Source organism: Dyella koreensis (assembly GCF_044904565.1).
Classification (GTDB): domain Bacteria; phylum Pseudomonadota; class Gammaproteobacteria; order Xanthomonadales; family Rhodanobacteraceae; genus Dyella_D; species Dyella_D koreensis.
Genome location: NZ_JADIKD010000012.1, coordinates 1,406,301 through 1,429,696 on the forward strand (window position 1 = coordinate 1,406,301; position 23,396 = coordinate 1,429,696).

General features: G+C 64.5%; 16 protein-coding genes. 7 read left to right on the forward strand and 9 right to left on the reverse strand.

The genetic code is table 11. The features are described 5' to 3' along the window. Positions 1-18 precede the first annotated feature (18 nt). Complete coding sequence (locus ISS97_RS21360; protein ID WP_379984160.1) at positions 19-1,326, forward strand: MFS transporter; 1,308 nt, start codon at positions 19-21, stop codon at positions 1,324-1,326. 73 nt (positions 1,327-1,399) lie between these two features. Continuing rightward, positions 1,400-4,045: a PAS-domain containing protein gene (locus ISS97_RS21365; protein WP_379984159.1), complete on the forward strand. Its 2,646-nt coding sequence runs from the start codon at positions 1,400-1,402 to the stop codon at positions 4,043-4,045. 651 nt (positions 4,046-4,696) lie between these two features. Here ISS97_RS21365 and ISS97_RS21370 read toward each other — a convergent pair. Then, positions 4,697-5,344, reverse strand: a complete 648-nt coding sequence (locus ISS97_RS21370; protein WP_379984158.1) for a LuxR C-terminal-related transcriptional regulator — start codon at positions 5,342-5,344, stop codon at positions 4,697-4,699. Positions 5,345-5,463: 119 nt separating this feature from the next. Here ISS97_RS21370 and ISS97_RS21375 point away from each other — a divergent pair, with 119 nt between their 5' ends. Beyond that, positions 5,464-6,498 (forward strand): MerR family transcriptional regulator, encoded by a 1,035-nt coding sequence (locus tag ISS97_RS21375; protein WP_379984157.1) that lies wholly within the window; start codon positions 5,464-5,466, stop codon positions 6,496-6,498. 63 nt (positions 6,499-6,561) lie between these two features. On the opposite strand, the gene ISS97_RS21380 is transcribed toward ISS97_RS21375, so the two are convergent. Together ISS97_RS21380 and ISS97_RS21385 are read right to left on the reverse strand one after the other, a co-directional pair. Beyond that, positions 6,562-7,548, reverse strand: a complete 987-nt coding sequence (locus ISS97_RS21380) for a malate dehydrogenase (RefSeq protein WP_379984156.1) — start codon at positions 7,546-7,548, stop codon at positions 6,562-6,564. Between the two features lie 82 nt (positions 7,549-7,630). Beyond that, positions 7,631-8,830, reverse strand: coding sequence for a pyridoxal phosphate-dependent aminotransferase (locus tag ISS97_RS21385; RefSeq protein WP_379984155.1), 1,200 nt, complete (start codon positions 8,828-8,830; stop codon positions 7,631-7,633). 519 nt (positions 8,831-9,349) lie between these two features. Here ISS97_RS21385 and ISS97_RS21390 point away from each other — a divergent pair. Then, positions 9,350-9,604: a GlsB/YeaQ/YmgE family stress response membrane protein gene (locus ISS97_RS21390; protein ID WP_379984154.1), complete on the forward strand. Its 255-nt coding sequence runs from the start codon at positions 9,350-9,352 to the stop codon at positions 9,602-9,604. A 57-nt stretch (positions 9,605-9,661) separates the two neighbouring features. On the opposite strand, the gene ISS97_RS21395 is transcribed toward ISS97_RS21390, so the two are convergent. The 3 genes from ISS97_RS21395 to ISS97_RS21405 all read right to left on the reverse strand — a co-directional run bounded on the left by ISS97_RS21395 (position 9,662) and on the right by ISS97_RS21405 (position 12,813). Then, positions 9,662-10,099, reverse strand: coding sequence for a YidB family protein (locus ISS97_RS21395; RefSeq protein WP_379984153.1), 438 nt, complete (start codon positions 10,097-10,099; stop codon positions 9,662-9,664). A gap of 156 nt (positions 10,100-10,255) precedes the next feature. Further along, positions 10,256-10,765, reverse strand: a complete 510-nt coding sequence (locus ISS97_RS21400; RefSeq protein ID WP_379984152.1) for a peptidylprolyl isomerase — start codon at positions 10,763-10,765, stop codon at positions 10,256-10,258. 200 nt (positions 10,766-10,965) lie between these two features. After that, the gene (locus ISS97_RS21405) at positions 10,966-12,813 is read right to left on the reverse strand and encodes a 3-hydroxybutyrate oligomer hydrolase family protein (protein ID WP_379984151.1); all 1,848 of its coding nucleotides are present in this window, start codon (positions 12,811-12,813) and stop codon (positions 10,966-10,968) included. A gap of 117 nt (positions 12,814-12,930) precedes the next feature. On the opposite strand from ISS97_RS21405, the gene ISS97_RS21410 reads away from it, so the two are divergent. Continuing rightward, entirely contained in the window at positions 12,931-13,590 is a 660-nt protein-coding gene (locus ISS97_RS21410; RefSeq protein ID WP_379984150.1) for a response regulator, read from the forward strand. Between the two features lie 69 nt (positions 13,591-13,659). Here the strand turns inward: ISS97_RS21410 and ISS97_RS21415 are convergent, their stop codons facing one another. The 3 genes from ISS97_RS21415 to ISS97_RS21425 all read right to left on the reverse strand — a co-directional run bounded on the left by ISS97_RS21415 (position 13,660) and on the right by ISS97_RS21425 (position 20,751). Then, a complete protein-coding gene (locus ISS97_RS21415; RefSeq protein WP_379984149.1) occupies positions 13,660-16,968 on the reverse strand; it encodes a hybrid sensor histidine kinase/response regulator in 3,309 nt (1,102 codons plus the stop codon). Positions 16,969-17,488: 520 nt separating this feature from the next. After that, a complete protein-coding gene (locus tag ISS97_RS21420) occupies positions 17,489-18,514 on the reverse strand; it encodes an extracellular catalytic domain type 2 short-chain-length polyhydroxyalkanoate depolymerase (protein WP_379984148.1) in 1,026 nt (341 codons plus the stop codon). A 20-nt stretch (positions 18,515-18,534) separates the two neighbouring features. Then, complete coding sequence (locus ISS97_RS21425; RefSeq protein WP_379984147.1) at positions 18,535-20,751, reverse strand: TonB-dependent receptor; 2,217 nt, start codon at positions 20,749-20,751, stop codon at positions 18,535-18,537. 166 nt (positions 20,752-20,917) lie between these two features. Between ISS97_RS21425 and ISS97_RS21430 the strand changes: the two genes are divergently transcribed. Next, positions 20,918-22,315 (forward strand): GntP family permease, encoded by a 1,398-nt coding sequence (locus ISS97_RS21430; protein ID WP_379984146.1) that lies wholly within the window; start codon positions 20,918-20,920, stop codon positions 22,313-22,315. A gap of 137 nt (positions 22,316-22,452) precedes the next feature. Beyond that, positions 22,453-23,154, forward strand: coding sequence for an alpha/beta fold hydrolase (locus ISS97_RS21435; RefSeq protein ID WP_379984145.1), 702 nt, complete (start codon positions 22,453-22,455; stop codon positions 23,152-23,154). The last annotated feature ends 242 nt before the right edge of the window (positions 23,155-23,396 follow it).

The following is a 23,396-nucleotide window of genomic DNA, read 5'->3' on the forward strand; positions in this document are numbered from 1 at the left end:
GGGATGGGAGCAGAGCTTATGAGCAGCATCACCACAGACACCGTCACGCGCGCTCCGGCGATGACGGCCGGCAAGCGCCTGCGCTCGATTTTCAGCGGTTCGGTCGGCAACCTGGTCGAGTGGTACGACTGGTACGTGTACTCGGCGTTCTCGCTGTACTTCGCCCATGTATTCTTTCCCGAGAGCGACCAGACCACGCAGTTACTCAACACCTCGGCGATCTTCGCCGTCGGTTTCCTGATGCGCCCGCTCGGTGGCTGGCTGCTCGGCACCTTCGCCGATCGCCGCGGACGCAAGGCGGCATTGCTGCTGTCGGTATTCATGATGAGCCTGGGTTCGCTGATCATCGGCCTCACACCGAGCTATCAGCACATCGGCATGGCCGCACCGATTCTGCTGATCGTCGCGCGTCTGTTGCAGGGTCTGTCGATCGGCGGCGAGTACGGCACCTCGGCCACGTATCTGAGCGAGATGGCGCCGCGCGAAAGCCGCGGCTTCTGGTCGAGCATCCAGTACGTGACGCTGGTGGCCGGCCAGCTCATCGCGCTGGCCTTGCTGATGGTGCTGCAACAGTTCGTGCTCACGCCCGAACAATTGCATAGCTGGGGCTGGCGCATTCCGTTCCTGATCGGCGCATTGCTGGCTGTGATCGCCGTGATCATCCGCCGCAATATGGACGAGACCGCTTCGTTCAAGAAAGCCAAGCCTCTGGAGAGCCCCCTGCGCACCTTGCTGCGGCATCCGCGCCAGGTGCTCACCGTGATCGGCCTGACCATGGGCGGCACGCTGGCCTTCTACACCTACACCACGTACATGCAGAAATACCTGGTGAACTCGGTGGGCATGAGCAAGGACGACGCCACCTCGATTTCCACCGCGGCGCTATTCGTCTATGCCTTGTTGCAGCCGGTGTTCGGCGCGCTGTCGGATCGCATTGGCCGCCGTCCGCTACTGATCGGCTTTGGTGTGCTCGGTTCGCTGCTCACCTATCCGATCCTGTCCACCCTGAAAGAGGCACACGACTGGTGGCAGGCGTTCGGCCTGATCATGGTGGCGCTGGTGATCGTGAGCGGCTACACCTCGATCAACGCCGTAGTGAAAGCCGAACTGTTTCCCACCGAGATCCGCGCGATCGGTGTCGGCCTGCCCTATGCGCTCGCTCTGTCAGTGTTCGGGGGCACCGCCGAGTACGTGGCACTGTGGTTCAAGAAAATCGGCCACGAGGATTACTTCTACTGGTACGTGACGGCCTGCATCGCCTGCTCCCTGCTGGTATACATAGGCATGCGCGATACCCGGCGGCATTCGCGCATCGTCGAGGATTGAAGTGCGCCACGGGCGTACTGCGGGAAAGGAAGCCGATCCGCCCAAGCTGACGCAGGCACCCTTTCCGATTTCCATGGCTATCACGCTCCGCCAGGGCAAGACCGTCGCCATCGCCGTGGCACTTACCGCCGCCATGGCGCTGTCCGCATGGCTGGCCTACCGCATCGCCCTGCGCTACACGCTGAGCAATCTGGCGAGCGAAAACAGCCAGCAATTGCAACTACATTCGCTGGCTCTGCAACGACTGATCGACCGCTACCGCGTGTTGCCCGGCACGCTCGCGCTCGATCCTGAACTGCGCGACGCGCTGATTCATCCGCCGAACGCCACCGGGGTGCAATACCTCAACCTGAAGCTCGAGCACGCCAACGGCGTCACTCACGCTTCCACACTCACCTTGCTGGATCGCGACGGCCTCGCCATCGCCGCCAACAACTGGCGCGAACCGGGCAGCAATGTCGGCCATCGCTACGATTTCCGCCCCTACTTTCAACAGGCCGTCGCCACTGGCACCGGCACCTTCTACGCGGTCGGCGTATCTACCCACATTGCCGGCTATTTCATCGCCGAGGCGGTCAAGGACGCCAAAGGCGACACGCTCGGCGTGGTCTCGGTCAAGGTGCCGCTGGGCGAGCTGGAGCGCGAATGGTTGCGCGGCCAAGGCACGCTGCTGCTGAGCGACAGCGCCGATGTGGTCTTTCTCAGCAGCAAGCACGAGTGGGATTACCGTGAGCTAGCCCCACTGAAACAAACCGACGCCACCCGCCTGGCGAGCACGCGGCAATACGAAGGCGAGCATCTGCAGCCGGCCCGCTATCAAACCTTGCGCGCGCTGGACGACGGCAGCCACTTGGTGCGAATCGAAGCACCGATCACGCGTCCGCCGATGCTGTGGAGTTCGCTCAAGCTCCCCCTGGAAGGCTGGACCCTGCATCTGCTACGCGATGCCTCGGGCAGTCTTGCCGCCGCTCGCGTCGCCGCCGCGCTGGCCGCCGCCGGCTGGGCGCCCTTGATCCTGCTCGGGCTTTTTTTGCAGCAACGCCGTCGCCTCGTGCAACACCGCATGCAGAGCCGCGCCGAACTGGAACGACTGGTGACCCACTACACCAGCGAGCTTCGCTCAGCACAGGACAGTGTGGTGCAGGCCGCGCAAGCGGCTGCCGGCCACAACGCCAGCCTGGAACACTTGCCGCAAGGCGTCAGCGTGGTGGACGCGGATCTGCATCTGGTCGCGTGGAACAGCCGCTACGAAGAGATTTTCAAGTTCCCACCGGGCCTGCTCAAAGTAGGCAAGCCGATCGAAGACGTACTGCGCTACAACGCGCGCCGCGGTCTGCTCGGCCCCGGCTCGGTGGAAGAAGCGATCCAGCGCCGCCTCGAACATATGCGTGGCGGCTCCGCGCATATGTTCGAGCGCGAGCGGCCCGATGGCAGCGTGCTGGAGATCCGCGGCAATCCACTGCCCGGAGGCGGCTTCGTCACCAGCTTCGCCGACATCACCGCGTACAAGGCAGCGGCGCGCGACCTGCGCAACCTCGCCACCACGCTGGAGCAACGCATCGAAGAACGCACGCGCGACCTTGAAGCAGCCAAGGCCGAAGCGGAGCGCGCCAATCGCAGCAAGACCCGATTCGTCGCCGCCGCCGTGCACGACTTGCTGCAGCCGCTGAATGCCGCGCGCATGTACGTCGGCGCACTACGCGGCCGCCTTACCCAGAACGACAGCCGTGAACTCGCCGATCGCGTGGAGCGCGCACTGGAGGCGCAGGATGACCTGCTGGCTAGCCTGCTCGACATCGCCCGACTCGAAGCCGGCGCCCTGCAGGCCAAGCCAGTCGATCTGCCGCTGGAGCCACTGCTTACCGGCCTGGCCCGCCAATTCGGCATCCTCGCGCAGGCGCGCGGACTCACCCTGCGTTACGTACCGACGCGAGTAGTGGTGCACAGCGACCCATTGCTGTTGCGTCGGATTCTGCAGAACTTCCTGTCCAACGCGATTCACTACACGCCGCAGGGGCGCGTGCTACTCGGCAGCCGCCGCGACGGCGACCAGGTGCGCATCGAAGTGTGGGACACCGGCGTGGGCATTCCGCCAGCCAAGCAACAGGCCATTTTCGAAGAGTTCCGTCGACTGGATACCGGCATCGTTGATCATGGTGGTCGCAGCGCCGGTCTCGGCCTGTCGATCGTTGATCGCATTGCGCGCCTGCTCGGCCACCGGATCGGCCTGCGCTCACAACCCGATCGCGGCAGCGTGTTCTCGGTGATCGTGCCGCTGGGCGATCCATCAGGCGTGGCGATAAGCGAACCGGTTGTCGCGATGACCGATGAGGATTCGCCACTGCGCGGCTGTCGTGTGTGGTGCATCGACGACGCGCCACAGGTGCGCGACGCAACGCTGGCACTGTTGCGTCTTTGGGGTTGCGAAGCCACCCTCGCCGACGGACCCGCACAAGCGCTGCAACTTGCGTGCGAAGGCCAACCGCCGGATCTGCTGCTGCTCGATTATCAACTTGGCGATGGCACCGGTCTGGAGCTGCTGCCACGACTGACCGCTTGCTGGGGTAGTCAGCCGCCGACCATTGTGTTGTCGGCACAGAAGGATGCGGATACCCGTGCGCGTGTGCAGGCGGCTGGCCTGCGTTTTTTGGCCAAACCGGCGACGCCGGCGGCATTGCGTGCGTTGATGTCGCAGTTGTTGTTGGCGAGTGCGCGGTGATGTAGCGCCGCTTCTACGCTCTACCTGTCGTTTTGGTAGTCGCTCGGCAATCGACGCGTTACTGCGACCTGGCCGCTTATGCAGCGGGCATTTCGGACGCCTGCCGGCGCCCGAGTTACTTTCTCTTTGCTGACCCAAAGAGAAAGTAACCAAAGAGAAATGGTCGGGAAGAGCGCGGCGCGCTTTTAGCTACGCATCTTCCAGTGTCAGACGTTGGGATGGTTTTCACCCTGCTCCCTCCCCTGCTTGCAGGGGAGGGTTGGGGAGGGGTGAGTACTTGAGAAAGCGTATCGGGAGAGGTTGTTCCAAGGGCTTACCCCCTCCCCCCCCCCCCTGCGAGCAGGGGGAGGAGAGAAGTGCGCGTGGCCCTGACAACGCCAATCAGTTCCAGAGGAGAGAGAAGCAAGAAGAGACCCTCCAGACGTCTGGCACTGGAAGATGCGTGGCTACAAGGCACACCGCCTGCTCTCAGGCCATTTCTCTTTGGTTACTTTCTCTTTGGGCCAGCAAAGAGAAAGTGACCCGGACCGCGGCAGCGGTTCGGAACGCCCGCTGCGTAAGCGGCCAGGTCGATACACCCCCAACCTGGAGAACTTGGCCCAGGGACCCACCCTTACAAGTAGGGGAAGGAAAACCCCATCAACCAACCATTCAATCCAGCCCGCTGCTAGGCGACTCATCCAGATCCAGCGACTTCGCCAACACCGCCGCCTGCGTACGCGAACGGCAATCAAGTTTGCGCAGCACCGCGGTGACGTGAATCTTCACCGTGTTCTCGGCCAGCCCCAATTGATCGGCGATCTGCTTATTGAGAAGACCTTCGGCCAGCAACATCAGCACGCGCAGTTGTTGCGGTGTGAGTTGCGCCAGCTTGGCAGCCAGCGCGGCATCCTGTTCGCTACGTTCGGCCTTCTCGGCGGCAAACCAGCTACCGCCCGCCAGCACTTCGCGCACGGCATCGCCGAGCGTGCCTACCGGCGCTGACTTGGAAACAAAACCTGTCGCACCGAACTGTTGCGCGCGGCGCACCGTGCGTGGATGGTCGTTGGAGGAAATCACGATCACCGGCACTTCGGGACGCTCGCCGCGCAACAGCACCAGCGAGGAAAACCCCATCGCCCCCGGCATGGCCAGATCCAGCAGCACCAGATCGATATCCGGCTCTTCACCCAGCGCGGCTTCAACGGCGCTCTGGCTCGCCACTTCGATCATCCGCGCTTCGGGCAGCGCTTCGCGCAGCGCGTGCAGCACGGCCGTGCGGAACATCGGGTGATCGTCGGCGACAAGAATGGTTTGCACGGTTTATCCCATCTGATCGGACGTGTTTTAGCAGAGGCTTGCATCCACGGCTATCGGAAGGCTTGACCCTTACGTAACGTAAGGCCTCAGTGTCCCGTCCCGCACCGAAGGAGAACCCCATGCAGTTGACCGTTGGCGAGCTTGCACGGCGTTGTGGACTGACCGTCCGCACGCTGCATCACTATGACGCCATCGGTCTGCTGAAGCCCTCGGTGCGTTCCGCTGCCGGCTATCGACTTTACGATCGGGCGAACATCGAACGCCTGCATCGCATCCAGGCCCTGCGCCAGCTGGGTCTGTCGCTGACCGACATCGGAGACGCCCTGTCCGGGCCGGAGCTGCCGCTGGCCGAGCTGATCGACCGCCAGCTCGTGCAGATCGATCGCGAACTGGCACGCGCGGAACGGTTGCGCGGCAAGCTCATTCAGTTGCGTACGCAACTGGCCGCCGGACAGCCCCCCGATCTGGCCGAATGGCTGGACACTTTGGAGCTGATGACGATGTACGAGAACTACTTTTCCACCGAGGAAATCAAGCAACTCCCGCTGCTTCACGACGCGACCATCCGCGCCGAATGGAGCGCCATGGTCAGCGCGGTACAGGCAGCGATGGATCGTGGCGTTTCACCGGATGCGCCCGAGGCGCAGATCCTCGCCGTGCGCTGGATGCGCACGCTCTATCGGGACACCGGCGGCAACCCGGATTTCCTCGTACGCCTCAATCACATGCATGACAAAGAGCCGGGCTCCTGGGATGCCCTGGGCGTCAGCACCGCCATGCGACGGTTCATCGAGCAGGCCTTCGTGGAGGGGCGACTGGCGATCTACCAGCGCTACCTGAAACCGGAAGAGTTCGCCTTCATGCGCGAGCACTACGGCGCGACATTCAACGAATGGCCGCCGCTGTTGGTCGCCTTGCGCAAGGCGATGACCCACGGCGTGCCGCCGCACGAACCTGAAGCCCGCGCACTCGGCGAACGCTGGATAACGCTATTTCGCAGGTACGCCGGCGACGATCCGGCTACCCATGAGCGCATCCGCGAAGCCCATGCAAGAGAACCGGACCTCACCGAGAGCTCGTGGGCCGACGAGGCGCTGATCGGCTATGTAAGGAGCATCCTCTCGGCGTTGCAGGCCCCGCCGCGTAACCATTGATGCGACCACACGCGACAAGGGCGGCACATGGCCGCCCTTGTCGTGGCAACGATGGCCGTTCGTTTACTTCTTGGCGAACAGGTGCTCGACGCCAGCGCGTTCTTCGCGCAGTTCCTTGTCGGTGGCATCCATGCGGGCGCGCGAGAAGTCATTGATCGCCAGACCCTGCACGATCTCGTACTTGCCGTTCTTCACCGTCACCGGGTAGCCGTAGATCACGCCCGGGGCGATGCCGTACGAACCATCGGACGGGATGCCCATCGAGGCCCAATCGCCTTCCGCCGTACCCAGCGCCCAGGTGCGCATGTGGTCGATCGCCGCGGAAGCAGCGGAAGCAGCCGACGAAGCACCGCGCGCCTTGATGATGGCGGCGCCGCGCTGCTGTACGGTCGGGATGAAGTCGCTCTCGTACCAGGCCTGATCGACCAGCGACAGCGCGGCCTTGCCGTCCACGGTGGCGTGGTACAGGTCCGGGTACTGGGTGGAGCTGTGGTTGCCCCAGATGGTCATCTTCTTGATGTCGGTGGAATGCTTGCCGGTCTTCTCGGCGAGCTGCGACAGCGCGCGGTTGTGGTCCAGGCGGACCATCGCGGTGAAGCAGTTCGGATCGAGGTCCGGGGCGTTCTGCTGGGCGATCAGCGCATTGGTGTTGGCCGGGTTGCCGACCACCAGCACCTTGACGTCACGCTTGGCGTGATCGTTCAGCGCCTTGCCCTGCGGGCCGAAGATGGCGCCGTTGGCTTCGAGCAGATCCTTACGCTCCATGCCCGGGCCGCGCGGACGCGCGCCGACCAGCAGCGCATAGTCGACATCCTTGAAAGCGACGTTGACGTCGTCGGTGGCGACCACGCCAGCCAGAGTCGGGAACGCGCAATCGTTGAGCTCCATCACCACGCCCTGCAGCGACGGCAGCACCGGGGTGATTTCGAGCAGGTGCAGGATTACCGGCTGGTCCGGGCCGAGCATGTCGCCGGCGGCAATGCGGAACAGCAAGGCATAACCGATCTGGCCGGCTGCGCCGGTAACGGCAACGCGAACGGGGGCTTTCATCACTTCCACTCCTTCAGAGACAGGGTGGGCCTTGCCCACCAAAAGTTGTTGGGCGGGCCTGACGACCCGCCTTGACGATGGATCAGGTCAATTCGGCAAAGAAGGCCTGGATGCGCTTCAGACCGGGCTCCAGCTGTGCCGTGGGACAGGTATAGGAAATGCGCATGGCGCGCGGCTCGCCGAACGCCGAGCCCGGCACGCAGGCCACGCCGGTGGCTTCCAGCAGCGCCGCGCAGAAATCCACATCGTTGGTGATCTTCACGCCGTTATGGCTCTTGCCGAAGGCCACCGAGATATCCGGGAACGCATAGAACGCACCCTGCGGACGCGGGCACACCACATCGGGAATCGCGCCGAGCGCGGCCACCACGATGTCGCGCTTGCCGGCGAATTCCTTGCACTTGGCCTGCGGCACATCCTGCGGGCCACCGAATGCCGCCACGGCTGCCGCGGTGATCACTTCCGGCACGCTGGTGATGTGGTTGGAGTTGAGCGTGGTGATGGCCTTGGCCACCGACTCGGGGCCGGCGATCAGGCCCACGCGCCAACCCGGCATGCCGTAGGTCTTGGACACGGAGTCGACAAAGATCAAACGATCGCGCAGCTCGGGGCGCGCGAACACGAAGTTGTGATAGCCGATACCGTCGAACACCATCGAGTTGTAGATGTCGTCGGTGACGATCCACGTCTCCGGATACTTCACCAGCACGTCGGCCAGCGCGGCGATTTCCTCGCGCGTATAGACCATGCCGGTCGGGTTCGACGGGTTGTTGAACAGGAACACTTTCGGCTTGCGCTGCAGCGCAGATTCAAGCTGCGCCGCGGTGAGCTTGTAGTGCTGCTCCGGCCCGCAATGCATCACGTTGACCTTGGCGCCGACGATGTCCGCGATGTCGTGGTACGTGGTCCAGTACGGCGCGGCGAAGCAGATTTCATCGCCTTCGTTGAGCAACGCCTCGGCCAGGTTGTACAGCACCTGCTTGGCGCCAATGCCGATGGAAAGATTATTGCGGCCGTAGCCCGTGAAACCGAGCGCCTCGATGTGCTTGAGGAACGCATCCAGCAGCGGTTCCGCACCGCGGTTGCTGCCGTACTGTCCGGAGTCGTGCGAGAGCGCCTCGCGCGCCGCGGCGTACACATGCTCGCCGGGAAGAAAATTGGGAACGCCGATGGAGAAGCTGATGATGTCGCGACCGGCAGCCTTGAGCTGCTTGGCCTTCTCGGCGATGACCATGATCGCGCTGGGCTTGGCGCGGCCGACACGCTGGGCGAGCTGGGGCATGACTTCCTCTGGTTCGGGGGACGGAGGCAGCAAACTTGATAATTTTAGCATGCGGCGTAAGAGCCTGATTTGGATCTACCCGTAGCTCGCGTTGATCCGCTATGGGCGCCAGGCGGCGGTGCGTGGCGCAGCGCCTGACTGGCCGTCAGGCCAAGCCGCGCGCTGCCGCCTGGCGCCCATAGCGGATCAACCCATCGGGCCGGGTCTGTTTGCGCGCATGGCGGCGTCATCACTCGGTTGTGTACGGACGTACACGCCCTCCCTCTTCCTGGCCCTACGCGCAAACAGATCCCGGCGCGAGCCACGGGGAGATCCAAATCAGGCTCTGATCATCCGCCGCAGCCGTAAAACCTTGCGCGGCAAGGGATACCCGGTGCATTCCATGTGCCGGCCGTGCATGATGCGCACACTGCCGGTAGCGCCAGATCGATCGGGGCCGGGGTAGCGGGCCAACGGGACGCCAGGCCCGTCAAGTTGTACTCAGGAGACCTTCCCAACGCTCACAGAGGACACACGGATATGCATTGGCTCTGGGTATTTATCGTCGGTCTGGTTGTAGGTCTGATTGCCAAGGCCATCATGCCGGGCAAGGATCCGGGCGGCTTCATCATCACCGCCATCCTCGGCATCGTCGGCTCCATCCTCTCCACCTTCATCGGTGAGAAGCTCGGTCTCTGGGGAGAGACGGGCCTGGTGCATTTCCTCGGGTCGATCGCAGGCGCCATCGTGCTGCTGCTGATCTACCACTTCTTCAAGCGCAATACCGCGTCCTGACAACGCGCGACGTCGGCGGAGCCTTGCGCTCCGCCGACCAGTGTCCGTTCCGGCGGTTCAGGCCGTCTTGCCGCCGAACAACTTACCGGCGAGTCCGATCAACGAACCCATATCGAGGCCAGCACCGCTCTGCGGTACCTGGCCGTCCGGCGTCATATGGTCCACCGCGTGCGGCAGCACCTGGGCCAAGCCACCCAGCAGCTGACCCGGGTCCACGCCGAGCTTGCCGGCAGCGTCCTGCAGCACCGAGCCGAGGCCGCCATTCTGCAGCGCCTGACCAAGCTGGTCGCCGGACACCGACTGGTTCGCACCGGTACCTACCCAGGACTGCACCGCATCGCCCAGCCCATGCTGCTGGAGCATGCTGACGAGTCCGCCCACGCCACCCGCCTGCTGGATCAGCTGGCCCGCAACCTCAATGAGCTGGTTGCCGCCCTGCGCGCTTTGTCCCTGACCCTGGCCCAAGAGGCCGCCTAACGTATCGAGCAACGACATACGTGTTCTCCTAGAAAAGTGATGACCCCACGGCGCATCGCTAGCGCAGCCGCGCGATTCTAGGTCAGGCACGGGCATCCTCATGTGACGGCGCCGTTAACGAAAAAGCCGCCGCCCTCCCGGGCGACGGCTTTGGGTGCCTTGCAGCGCTGAGCCTCAGCCGCGCTGGTCGAGTACCGTGTTCCATTCCTTGACGCGGTCGGCCTGGGCGGCCAGCAGCGCATCCACGTCGCCTTCGACAACGACCTTCTCGATCAGGTCGCCCTGGCGGATCGCATCCACCACGGCCTGGTCTTCCGCGCTCAGCACTTCGCCGAACACGCTGTGCTTGCCGTCCAGCCACGGCGTGGCGCCATGGGTGATGAAGAACTGGCTGCCATTGGTGCGCGGACCGGCATTGGCCATCGACAGCACGCCCGGCTTGTCATGGCGCAGCGACGGATTGAACTCGTCCTCGAACTTGTAGCCCGGGCCACCACGGCCGCTGCCCTCCGGGCAACCGCCCTGGATCATGAAGTCGTTGATCACGCGGTGGAACGACAGGCCGTCGTAATAGCCGCGGCGCGCAAGATTCACAAAGCTGGCCACGGTCACCGGCACCTTGTCGTCGTGCAGGCGCAGGTGGATCGGACCACGGTTGGTGTTGAGGGTGACGTTGATGGTCATCGGACTTCCTTCGGCTATCGGAACAACGCGACGCCAGCGGGCGCCGCGCGGGCCGCAAAGGATACCCCAGCCGGCCGCTTTCCTGCCCTATCACGGTAGGAGCGCACCCTGTGCGCGAAACGGTCCGATGGGGCCGTTCCTTTGGCTGGTAATGATGAAAGCGCGGCCCTGTCGGGCCGTTTCGCGCACAGGGTGCGCTCCTACAGGAGATCCAGCGCCTTGCGCTCCAGCGCGCTGGCACCGCGCGGCTGCGCTGCCGGCGTGGGCCACGCATCCGACCAGGGGCCGCCTTCATAGAGGTGCGCCCACAATCGGTCCAGCGCCAGATAGCCATAGGGCAGCAGCGGCACATGCCGCTCGCCGAAACCGGGCAAGGGCAGGAAGGCGTCGAAGTGCTGCGCGTGCGGCACCTTCCAGTACAACGGCTGCCGGCCCTGCTGGCGCAGCCAGTCCACATAGGGCTCGGAGGTGAAGGCCGTGGGCAGCAGGCCATCATCCGCACCATGCACCACCCATAACGGCAATCCGCTGCGCGGAAGACGGGCCGCGGTGGCCTTGACGCCCACATGCAGTGCAGCCGCCTGCGCGTCGGTACCGTCCCACAGTGCACGCAGACAACGCAGGCCGCTCAGCGAGGGATCCTCCTCGGCATCACTGCCGCCATACAGGCCGACGCCATTGCCCGGCGGGACGCCCGCCGCATCCGCCCACCAGCCCGCGCGCAACGCGGGATTCGCCGGCCCCGGCGCGCCGTTCGCACCCATCCCGGCGTAATGGAAACCACAAGGCATGTTCTGCACACCGCGCCGCAGATACGCCGATGCGTAGCCGGCGCCGATCGCGCGCCACAGATCGAAACTGGTCGACGTGGCCGCCACCGCCATCGCCGCATCGCTCCAACCTTTGGCGCGCAGGAATTCATACGCCTGCGCCGCCTGTCCGCTGACGTTGTCCGCACTGACCAGACCGAGTGCGCGCAGACTGGCGCAGCGCAATGGCCATGCCGGCGGCGGCTGTCCGTTCGGCCCGCGCGCGAAGGGTGCCGTGGCAAAGCGCGCATCGGTCAATGCGCACGGCAGCCACACGCCTGCTTCGGTGACGTAGTCGTAGAGCGCGCGCCCTTGTCCTTCGACATGCACGTTCGGCTCCAGCACCACCACGCCCGCGAGCATGCCCTCATCGTCCAGTCCCGCAGCCTGCAACACCGCGCCGCCACCGTTGGAAAGACCCGTGGCGATGATGCGCGTGTTCTGCGCTGTAAACGGCGCCTGTTGCGGGAACGCGCGATCGAGCATGGCCAGACCGAAACGCGCCGCCTGCAAGACATGACGGCCCCAGTCCGCCTCCGGGTTGTCGCCCGAGTGCACATGCTTGATCGCGATGCCGGCATCCGCCGATGCCGGCTCAGGCTCGAACTCCAACATTTTCTCGCCGCGTTTCGCGCGCGTGCCATCCAGCGCAACGCCGCTGTCGTCCGCGTAGTCGAAATAACCGGCGCCCGTGCCCTTGTCGGTATAGGCCACCGCGCATCCACGCGGCAGCCCCCATGCGCCGGCCAGCGCAATCGCGCCGTAGATGCCGCGCGAACCCGAGGAAGCCGTCACCACCAGACAGCGATGCGCCTGATCGAACTGATCGGGTACCTGCGCCAGCACCCGATGCGGCGCGTGCGCACCGGGAATGCGTGCGAACGCCTGATATTCGCGGCCCGGTATCGACGGCACGCCGCCATACACACTGCCGTAGCCACCCAGCGGACCGAGATCGGCAATCCCCTTCCAGCTGGTCTGGATCGCGCGCCGACGCAACTCCGCCGCGGTCGGATGCAAAGGATCGGCGAACGGCGCGAGCGCCCCCGCCAGCCCTTTCAGGCCAAGGCCGGCGCTGAGCAGGTCGTCGCCTTCCCGATGCTCGGTGACACGCACTTCGCCTTGTACGAAATCGGTCTGCATGGAGCGCCCCGATGGATGGTGCATGGAAGGATCGGCGGCGCAGGCCGCCAGCCACGGCACAAGCAACAGGCTGATAGGGCGAAGGTAGGCTCTCATCCCGGCACCATAGCAACCGTGCGTGCGGCCGCCATCGTACGAAGGTCCAGTGGGGATGTGCGAGCGGGCCACCGCCCACCTACGCATCGACGATGCATTCGCTCTAAAGTCAGCGGCATGACCCGCCTGCTGATCGCCGACGACCATCCCTTGTTCCGTGCCGCGCTGCGCCAGGCTGTCAGCGAAAGCCTGGGCGAATGCATCATCCATGAAGCCGCCGACATGCCCGGCGTGTTGGCTGTCCTGGCGGCAGACAGCGATATCGATCTGCTATTGCTCGACCTCAACATGCCGGGCAGTCACGGCCTATCCGGCCTGGCGGCTGTACGCGGGCAGCATCCGGGGGTCGCCGTGCTGGTGGTGTCGGCGCATGACGAAGCCCGCGTCGTACGCCGCGTGCTCGATCACGGTGCCGCGGGTTTCATCGCCAAGAGCGCGAGCCCCGCCGACATCGGCGAAGCGATCCGCACCGTGCTCGACTGCGGCACCTGGCTGCCCCCCTCACTGGCGCAAGCGGTCGCTGCCCTGCCCGCCGATCCGGCAGACGCCGATCTCGCCTCGCGCCTGGCCCGCCTGACCGAACAGCAATACCGCGTGCTCAGCCTGCTCGGCGAAGGTTTGCTCAACAAGCAGATCGCCGATCGCCTGACGATCCAGGAGCGCACGGTGAAGGCGCACGTCACGGCGATCTTCGAGAAACTGGGTGTACGCAACCGCACGCAGGCCAGCCTGTTGCTCAGCTCACTGACCATCGGCGAAGCGGCGCGTATCGACTGACGCCTGCGTTGCCTCTAGACATATCCGCTCGCGCTGAACCTGCGGCGGCGCGATATGACAGGACATCTTTCAGCCCGGCCTTTCGGCCGTCGCCATGCGCAGCAATACCTGCCGCAGCGCCAGCGGCTTCAGCGGCTTGTAGAGCACGGCCAATCCGCGATCGAGCAAGCGCTGGCGCAGTTCGCTATCGCGATCGGCGGTGAGGATGACGGTAGGCACCTTGAAGATATGGCCGTCCAATTCACTCAGCGCATCGAGGCCTGTGCGCCCTGCATCGAGGTGGTAATCGAAGATATGCAGATCAGGCCGCCAGGGCGCAGCTCTCGCCTGCTCAACCGTGCGTGCGGCATGCACTTGCCAACCCCAGCCGGCCAACAGCGTGCTCAGTGCCGCCAGGGCGGCGGGTTCGTTGTCGAGTACGAGCGCGCGTCCCGCCGGCAGGGCATGGCGGATATCCGGCGATGCCGGTGCCGTCGCCATGGCCGGCACGCGAGGCACGTCGATGCCGAACACGCTGCCCTGCCCCGGCCAGGAACGCAGCGCCAGAGGATGCCCGAGCAGACCGGCCATGCGCTGTGCGATCGACAGCCCGAGGCCCATGCCTTGTCCGCCAGCCGCGCTGCCTCGACGGAATTCGTCAAAGATCAACTGACGTTCTTCCGGCGCGATACCCGGCCCGTTGTCCCAGACTTCCAATCGCATATGTCCATCAGCACGCCGCGCGCCGAGCAGCACGCGCCCCTGCTCCGCATAACGCAACGCATTGGAAAGAAAATTCTGCAGCACGCGCCGTAGCAGTTGCGGATCCGTATGCACCCATGCGCGGGTGCGCACCACGTCGAAGCGAATGCCGCGCTCGTCGGCCAGCGCGCGAAATTCAGCGGCCAGTGGATCGAAGACATCCGCCAGCGGGAAGTTGCGCTGCTGCGGATGCAGACGCCCGCCTTCCAGGCGCGCAATATCGAGCAACCCGGCCAACAATCCTTCAGTCGCCGCAAGCGCGCCGTTGAGATGGCGTGCCGTCACTGGTTCGCCGCCGCGCTCGGCCAAAGCATGTGCGAACAGCTGCGCGGCGTGCAGCGGCTGCATCAGATCGTGACTCACCGCAGCGAGGAAGCGGCTCTTCGAGGCATTGGCGCGTTGCGCTTCGTCACTCGCGGCGGCTAGCGCGCGCGTGCGCTCCTCCACGCGCAGCTCCAAGGTTTCGTTGGCGCGCTTGAGCGCATCCTCGGCCCGGCGAAACGCGGTGACGTCGGTGAAGGTCGCAACGAAACCGCCGCCCGGCATCGGATTGCCGCGAATCTCCACCACCGTACCGTCAGGGAAACGCCGTTCCGACAAATGCCGCGTGCCCGCACGCATATGCGTCAGGCGACGCTGCACGCGCGACTCCAGTTCACCCGCGCCGATCATGCCGCGCTCGATGTTGTAGCGGGTCAGGTCGGCCACCGGGCGCCCCACCTGCAGCAGCGTCTGCGGGTAGCCGAACAGACTGGCGTACTGCCGGTTCCATGCCACCAGCCGCAGTTCCGCATCCACCACGCAGATGCCCTGACTCATGTTCTCCAGCGCCGCCTCCAGCACACGCTGGTTGAAGCGCAGATCCTGCGCCGCTTCGCCGACGATGGCCGCCACCGTATCCAGCTCATCGCGCCGCTGCTGCCGCACCACTTCCAGCAACAATCGCGCCGAAGCCGCGCCGATCACCGCCGCCAGCTCGTGCTCCACTTCAGCGACCCGGGCCGAGCCCGCCATACCCTGGGCCGGCGCCTCTTCAAACAGGTGAACCACGCGCTCCATCGGCAAGAAGCGCGAAGCCAATGCACGCAACTCCGCGACACCGATGCCGCCGAGACTCGCCGGCGTACTCGCCTGGCCGAAGCGCGAGTTGGCCACGGCGAACATCACCACAACATTCGCCGCCAGACTCACCACCACCGCACGGCCAAGACGACTCCAATCCTCCAGCCCCATCAACCCATCCGGCGCCAGCCAATGCATGCCAAATGGACCCGCGTGCAACCAGGCCGGCCCCTGCGGCAGCAGTGTCGGCAACAGGATGTAGAGCCATGCCACGGTGCCCGCAGCCAGTCCCGCGGCAACCGCACGCGGACCAAGCTGCGGCCGATACACCGCCGCCAGCAGTGCGGGCGCCAAGCCCGCCAATGCCGAAAACGAAATCGCACCGATATCCGCCAGCGCATCATTGCGCGCAAGCACACGGCTATAGGCCCAGGCCAGCAGGATCACCGCCACGATCGCCACGCGACGCTGATTGATCACCTCGCCACGCAGATCGCCATGCTCATCACGCCCCCAGCCCGCATGCACACGCAGCGGCGCGATCAGGTGATTGACCACCATCAGGCTGAGGGCCAGCGTGGCGACCACGACCATGCTGGTCGCCGCGCTCAAGCCACCGAGAAAAGCCATCAACGCCAGGCCATGCTGTCCCCGCGCCATCGGCAACGCCAGCACATAGAGATCCGAAGGCACCCCGCTGGGCGCCAGCCACGCATCGCCCAGCCGCGCCAGCGGCAGGATCGGCAATGCGATCAGCAGCATGTACAGCGGAAACAGCCAGCGCGCCGTGCGCAGATGCGAACTGTCGCGACACTCCACCACGCCCGCATGAAACTGGTGCGGCAGCGTGAACATCGCCAACGCGCCGAGCAGAATCATCGCGGGAAAACCCGAACTGTCGCGCGGCGGCGACGCTCCAACCACCGCCCCCGCCGGCAGCGGCGCAAACAACAGCGAACCCAGCGCCAGCATCGCCGCCAGCTTGAACAGCGACTCGAATGCCATCGCCAAAACCAGTCCACGATTGTGCGCCATCGTCGACGCCCGCCGCGTGCCGAACAGCATCGCGAACAACGCCATCAGCAACGCGACATACAACGCACTGTCCTGCCACGGCGCCGACTCCGCCACCTGCCCGCGGCTGAGCATCGCAAAACTCATTGCCACCGCTTTCAACTGCAGCGCGATGTAAGGAACGATGCCCACCAGCATCACCGCCGTCACCAGCGCGGCCAACCCCGAATGCCGCCCCAGCCGCACCGCAATCAAATCCGCCAGCGACCCCGCGTTGTAATCCCGCGCCAACTGCACCAGCCGCCGCACCACCGCGATCCCGAACAGATACATCAGGATCGCCCCCACAAACGTCGGCGGCAGCCACCACCCCGACCGACTCGCCTGCGTCACCGTCCCGTAAAACGTCCACGACGTGCAATGAATCGCCAACGACAGCGCATACACCACCGCCCAGCGACGCTCGAACAAACGGGGATGGCGTTCGCCGAGCAAGGCGACACCAAATAGAAGGCCGAGCCAGATCAGCGCGGCGACGGCGATGACGCTAGCCGTCAGCATGCAGAATGCCTTGCTTGAAATAGAGACGTCATCGCAAGCACCCACCCCTCACCCCAACCCTCTCCCCGGAGGGGAGAGGGAGATGTGTGCTTTTCTCTCTTTGCTAGGCGATGCGAAGCGAGCCCGTAACGGGTCCCCTGTGGAGCGGTGAGGGTTGGACGATCAGGCCCCGAAGGGGGCGGCGGCATGGATGCCGCCGCCTTTTCGACAGGACAGGGATGTCCTGTCGAAAAGCCCGGCCAACCCTCACGAACCCGCAGGCGAAGCCGGAGGGCGCGCAAGAGGGGTGCCTTTCTTTTGGTTACTTTTCTTTGGGCAAGCAAAGAAAAGTAACTCGGCTCGCGGCAGCGAGACGAAACCCCGCCGCAGGCGGACAAGAACACGCAGACACTAAAACCAAGCGACAACGCCACTGGATCCCTGCCTACGCAGGGATGACAGAGTAGAGACAGCGAACCGAGCACCCGCCCCCCACCCCAACCCTCTCCCCAGAGGGGAGAGGGAGCAAAGGCGCCGCGCATCACCGCCGCAGCGGCAACCCAAGCGCGCCCACCGCGCGCACCAACCACCGCAACTGCACCCCATGCCGCCCATCGTAATCGCCCCCCGAATACCCCCACCAATCCCAGCATGCCTGCGGATTCAACGGCGCCATGCTGGCGCGCGTCTGAGGATACAAGACCGCCACGTCATAAGCGTCAGCCCAGCGATTGAAGCCAGCATCCTTCACAAAGGCCTCGCCAACCGCCGTGGCGTTCTGTTTGCAGCCATGGAAGGCCACCAGCAAACCGCAAGGCTTGCCGGCCTGGCAGCCCGGCGGGACATAGATGTAGCCCTCGTCGGCGAGGAAGGCATCCGCACCATCCGGGCGATACACGTTCTGATCGAATGTCCGCAGCTCGCCCTTGGCTTCGCCCACCGCACGCGGCGGCTTGCCGAACAACTGCGCGAAGATTTCACCGGCCGCGTCGAAACCGCAGCGACCGAGATACGGCGAGACGGACTTGTCGCAGTCGTCGCCACGCGCAACCACCGGCAGGTTGTGCGCGAACACGCGCGAACCATCGTCATGCACCTGCATGCCTTTGAGCGCGGCATCGCCATCGCGCAACTGTTCGTAGAACTTCGCTGCCGCCTCGGCGACGGGCGGCGCCACCACCGCATCGTCCTTGCCGTGCAACAGGTAGACGCGCGCATGGGCGAGCGCACTCAGCGCGCCGATCTCGCCTGCCGCAGAGCGTTGCCTGGCACGCGCGACCAGCGCCGGCACATCCGGCGCGGGCGTTCCTTTCATGCACGCGCTAAGTGCGACATCGAGCTTGCCACCAGCGCAGCCGTAAGGCCCGCCGGCGACCAGGGCTGCCGCCCCGAACACTTCGGGATAGGCGAGTTGCGCCTGGGTCGCCATGTACGCGCCCGAGGACAGGCCCGCCACCGCAACGCGCGCAGGCTCCAGCTTGAGCTTCGGCAACGGCGCCGCATCGCCCGCCCAGGCCGCACCACCCATCGCACACAGACTCAGGCACAACATCGATATCCAGCGCATCGCTCTCTCCTGCCGCGGACTCAGAATTTGTAGCGCGCCGTCAGCGTCACCATGCGCGGCGCACCGTAGAAGCCGGTAACGATACCCAGCGCTGCGATGTTATAGCCGGTGGTGCGGTACGACTTGTTCGCCAGATTGGTGCCTTGCAGGCTCAAGGTCCACGGATCGTTGATCTGCCAGATCACGCCGGCATTCCACAGCCCATAAGCATGCTGCGCGATCAGCGGCGACAGTGTGGTCTCGGGGAACACGGTGCTCTGGTAGGTGTAGTTGACCCTTGCGCTGATGCTGCCGCCGTTGGCCAGCGGATAGCTGTTCTCCACCGCCAGGCCGCCCGACCATTTCGGCGCGTTGGTGAATTTCTGGGTGTCGGCGATGTTTTTGCCGGCGCTCATGAACTCGGTGTACTTGGTGTGCAGGTAGGCCACGTTGCCGCTGAAGGTCCAATTCTCCGACGGCTTCCAGGCGAACTCTTCTTCCAGGCCGTCGATATGGCCCTTACCGGCGTTGGTGAAGTCGCCAAAGAAACCCTGGCTGCCATTGGGCAAGGTGTACGAGGTGAACACCGACAGCTGGATGTCCGAGTAGATGTTGTGGAACGCGGCCGTGTTCATCATCAGGCGGCCGTCGAAGAAGCTCATCTTGCTGCCGATCTCGAACGACTGCACTTTCTCGTCCTTGATCGGCTTGCACGAGGACGGAATCGCCACGCAGTTGGCACGTATGTTGTAGCCGCCCGAATGGAAACCTTCGCTATAGGTGGCATAGAGCTTGACCTGCTCGCTGGCGTTCCATGCCAGCGACACCTTCGGCGAGGCATTGCGCGAGGTGTTCGACCCGCGGAAGTTGGCGGTGGTCACGATCGGCCGGGTGAAGCTCTCGTCGGCGAAACCGTAGTTCTGGATCAGCGCGGTCTTGGTTTCCTCGGTGAGACGCAGGCCGACATCCAGGCTCCATTGCGGATTGAAGTCCCAGGTGAGGTCGCCATAGCCGGCGATGCTCTTGGTGCCCATGCGGCCGCCGGTGCTGCCGTACTGCGCGAGGTGCAGCGTGCTGTACGGCGGCGAGCCAAGGAAGATGTTGTGGATCTGACCGTTGGCCGCACCCTTGAAGTAGTACAGGCCGAACACGCCATGGATGGCGCCGCCCGAATCGTAGTTGGCCTGCAGTTCCTGCGAGAACTGGTGGTCCTTGTATACCGCGTTGACGTCAGCGACCTTGGCCGGGATCGTGTCGAAATCGATATTGGTGTTGGTGGACGACTCGCGATAGGCGGTGATCGATTTCAGCGTCCACGACGGACTGGCGATCCAGTTCAGTGTCAGCGCGGCGCCCGATATCTCCGTGTGATTGAGCTGCGCCATACCGCCGCGCGTGTCGAAGTCGCTGGAGAGCGGCTGATAGGTGGGATAGAACTTGTTCACCGTGAGCATCTTGGCGCCGCGCGGATTCGAATTGTCGCGCAAGCCGTCCACCGAGAGCTGGGCGTTGAAGGTCTTGCTGGGAAAGAAGCCCAGCGTGGCGCGTGCGGCATTGGTGTTCTTGTTGCCGTTGCGGCTGTCGGTCAACAGGTTCTTGCCGAAGCCGTCGTTATGCGCGCTGGACACCGCCACGCGACCACGCCATACACCGTCGTCAGTGGCACCGCCGACATTGGCCTTGATGTCCTTCTCGCCATGCGTGCCCACGGTGGCCTCCACCGTGCCGCCGAACTGCGTGGGCAAGGGGTTGGACACGTACTTGATCGCGCCACCGATGGTGTTCTTGCCATACAGCGTGCCCTGCGGGCCGCGCAGCACTTCGATGCGATTCACGTCGAACACGTCCAGCAATGCACCCTGCGGGCGCGCCATGTAAACGTCGTCGAGATAGATGCCCACGCCCGGGTCGAAGCCCCAGGTCGGGTCAGCCTGGCCGACGCCGCGGATATACGCCGTCAGGGTGGTGTTGGAACCGCGCGCGGCATACACCTGCAGAGAAGGCACCTTGCCCTGCAGATCGCCGATGTTCTGCACGTTCTGCTTGAACAGCGCGGCCGAGGTGAAGGCGCTGACGGCGATCGGCACGTCCTGCAGGGTTTCCTCGCGTTTACGCGCGGTCACTTTGATTTCTTCGAGCTTCTTGGCTTCGGCCGGCCTGGCCGCCTGGGTATCGGCTGCCTGCTGTGCATACAGCGGCGCGGCGCAGACCATGCCGAACACGACCCCGATCGCCAGACTCAAATGCGTGCGTTTCATATCGCCCCTCACGGTGAATGCACCCCGTCCCCCGGATGCTGATGCCGCGCAGATTAGGCGGCCGCCACAGGCACCACACTTGTACCTTCGTACAGTGCCGTGACCGACGGCACATACGGATACTCGCCGCCACCCTTATCGATGACGACCATCGAGGACCGAGCGAATGGCGTTTCTGATCGTGCTGGCCGCGTTGTGCTTTTTGATGTTGGCGGCCTATCGCGGCTACAGCGTCATCCTGTTCGCGCCCATCGCCGCGCTGGGCGCGGTGCTGCTGACCGACCCTGCCCTGGTCGCGCCGATGTTCACCGGCCTGTTCATGGACAAGATGGTCGGGTTCCTCAAGCTGTATTTTCCGGTGTTCATGCTCGGCGCGGTGTTCGGCAAGCTGATCGAGCTGTCGGGATTCTCCAAGGCCATCGTCGCCGCCACCATCGGGCTGGTGGGACGCAGCCGCGCGATGCTGTCGATCGTGCTGGTATGCGCGCTGCTTACGTACGGCGGCGTGTCGCTGTTCGTGGTGGTGTTCGCGGTGTATCCGTTCGCCGCCGAGCTGTTCCGTCAGGCCGATATTCCCAAGCGACTGATTCCCGGCACCATCGCCCTGGGTGCGTTTACCTTCACCATGGATTCGCTGCCGGGCACGCCGCAGATCCAGAACATCATTCCCACCTCGTTCTTCGGCACCACCGCGTGGGCCGCACCCTGGCTCGGGACGCTGGGCGCGATCTTCATTCTGATCGTCGGCCTGCTCTATCTCGACTGGCGGCGGCGCAAGGCCGCGGCGGCCGGCGAGGGTTATGGCAGCGTGCTGGTCAATGAGCCAGCGCCGTTCGAGAACGGGCGCCTCGCGCATCCGCTGATCGCCCTGCTGCCGCTGGTAATGGTCGGTGTCGCCAACAAGCTGTTGGCGGATGCCATGCCGCGTTTCTACGGGGCGACCCAGTCCTTCATTCCTGCGGTAATCGGTGAAGCGAAACCCGTCGTGCAGGAGGTCTCCAAACTGGCGGCGATCTGGGCCGTGGAGGGAGCGCTGTTGCTGGGCATCCTGTGCGTGCTGGTGTTTGCCTGGCGCCCTGTAGTCACTCACTTCGCCGAAGGCAGCAAGGCGGCCGTCGGCGGCGCCCTGCTCGCTTCGATGAATACCGCGTCCGAATATGGTTTCGGCGCGGTGATCGCCGCGCTGCCGGGCTTCAAACTGATTGCCGATGCACTACATGCGATTCCGAACCCGCTGGTCAATCAAGCCATCTCGGTCACGGCACTGGCAGGTATCACCGGCTCCGCCTCGGGCGGCATGAGCATCGCGCTGGCCGCGATGGCCGACACCTTCATCCATAACGCGCAGGCAGCAGGCATTCCGATGGAGGTGCTCCATCGCGTCGCCTCGATGGCCTCGGGTGGCATGGACACGCTACCGCACAACGGCGCGGTGATCACTTTGCTTGCCGTGACCGGACTCACCCACCGGCAGTCATACCGCGACATCTTCGCCATCACCTTGATCAAGACCATGGCCGTGTTCGTGGTGATCGCCGCCTACTACCTGACCGGTCTGGTTTAGCCAGCCATCATGACGACGCCTTCCCCCCGTCCGCCGACGGATGACGTCGCTGTCGATCCGGAGCCGCACCGCCTGCGATGCGGCTCTCCACCGTCCCGGCTTGCCGGGACTTGTCACAGCGAAGGGAGCACACAGCGATGTCGATCAAATCGTGGAGTCTGGGCCTGCTGGCCCTGCTGTTGCTGATACCAGGCGTCGGCCTGCATGCGGCCTGCGTCGACAATGTCGTACTGATACACGGCAACACCGGCAGCCCGAGCGATTTCCAGAACACCTATAACCTGCTGCGCCAGAACGGCTACAGCGACGCGCAGATCTACGCGCCCAGTTGGGGCAACGCCTACTGCGCCGCCTGCAACGACCACAACGGCAGCGAAGAAACACCCGTCAGCAACGCCATCACCACCGCCATCGCCAACTCCTGCACCGGACTCATCGACGTCATCGGCCACTCCATGGGTGCCACCCTCGCCGCGCGCGAAATCGACAAACTCAACGTATCCAGCAAAGTCGATGTCTTCATCGGCATCGCCGGCGCCTTCCACGGCCTGTGGTCCTGCGGCACCTACCCCTTCAACGTCGCCACCAGCACCTGCGGCGCCTGGGGCCTCTCCGTCAACAGCCCCTTCCTCAACGGCATCGCCGGACACCGCTTCGGCGTAAAAATGTATTCCTTCAAATCCTGGATCGACGAAATCAACTGCTACGGCGGCGTCTGCACCGTAGGCGGCGTCCACACCTCCAGCATCGACGGCGAAACCGGCAGCAACACCTACGCCTACGGCCACTATGGATTGCTCTGGTACACCGCAGCGGATCAGTTGATGCTGCTGCAATAACAGCGCCGCTTTCACCAATCGTCCCGCTTGCGTGAATCGCGCACAGGGTGCGCTCCTATCCACGTTTCATCGCAACGTTATCTCGAGCCCCCCCTCACCCCAACCCTCTCCCCAGAGGGGAGAGGGAGCTGCTCTTTTTTTTCTTTGAAAGGCGATGCGAAGCGAGCCCGTAACGGATCCCCTGTGGAGCGGTGAGGGTTGGACGATCAGGCCCCGAAGGGGGCATCGGCATGGATGCCGAT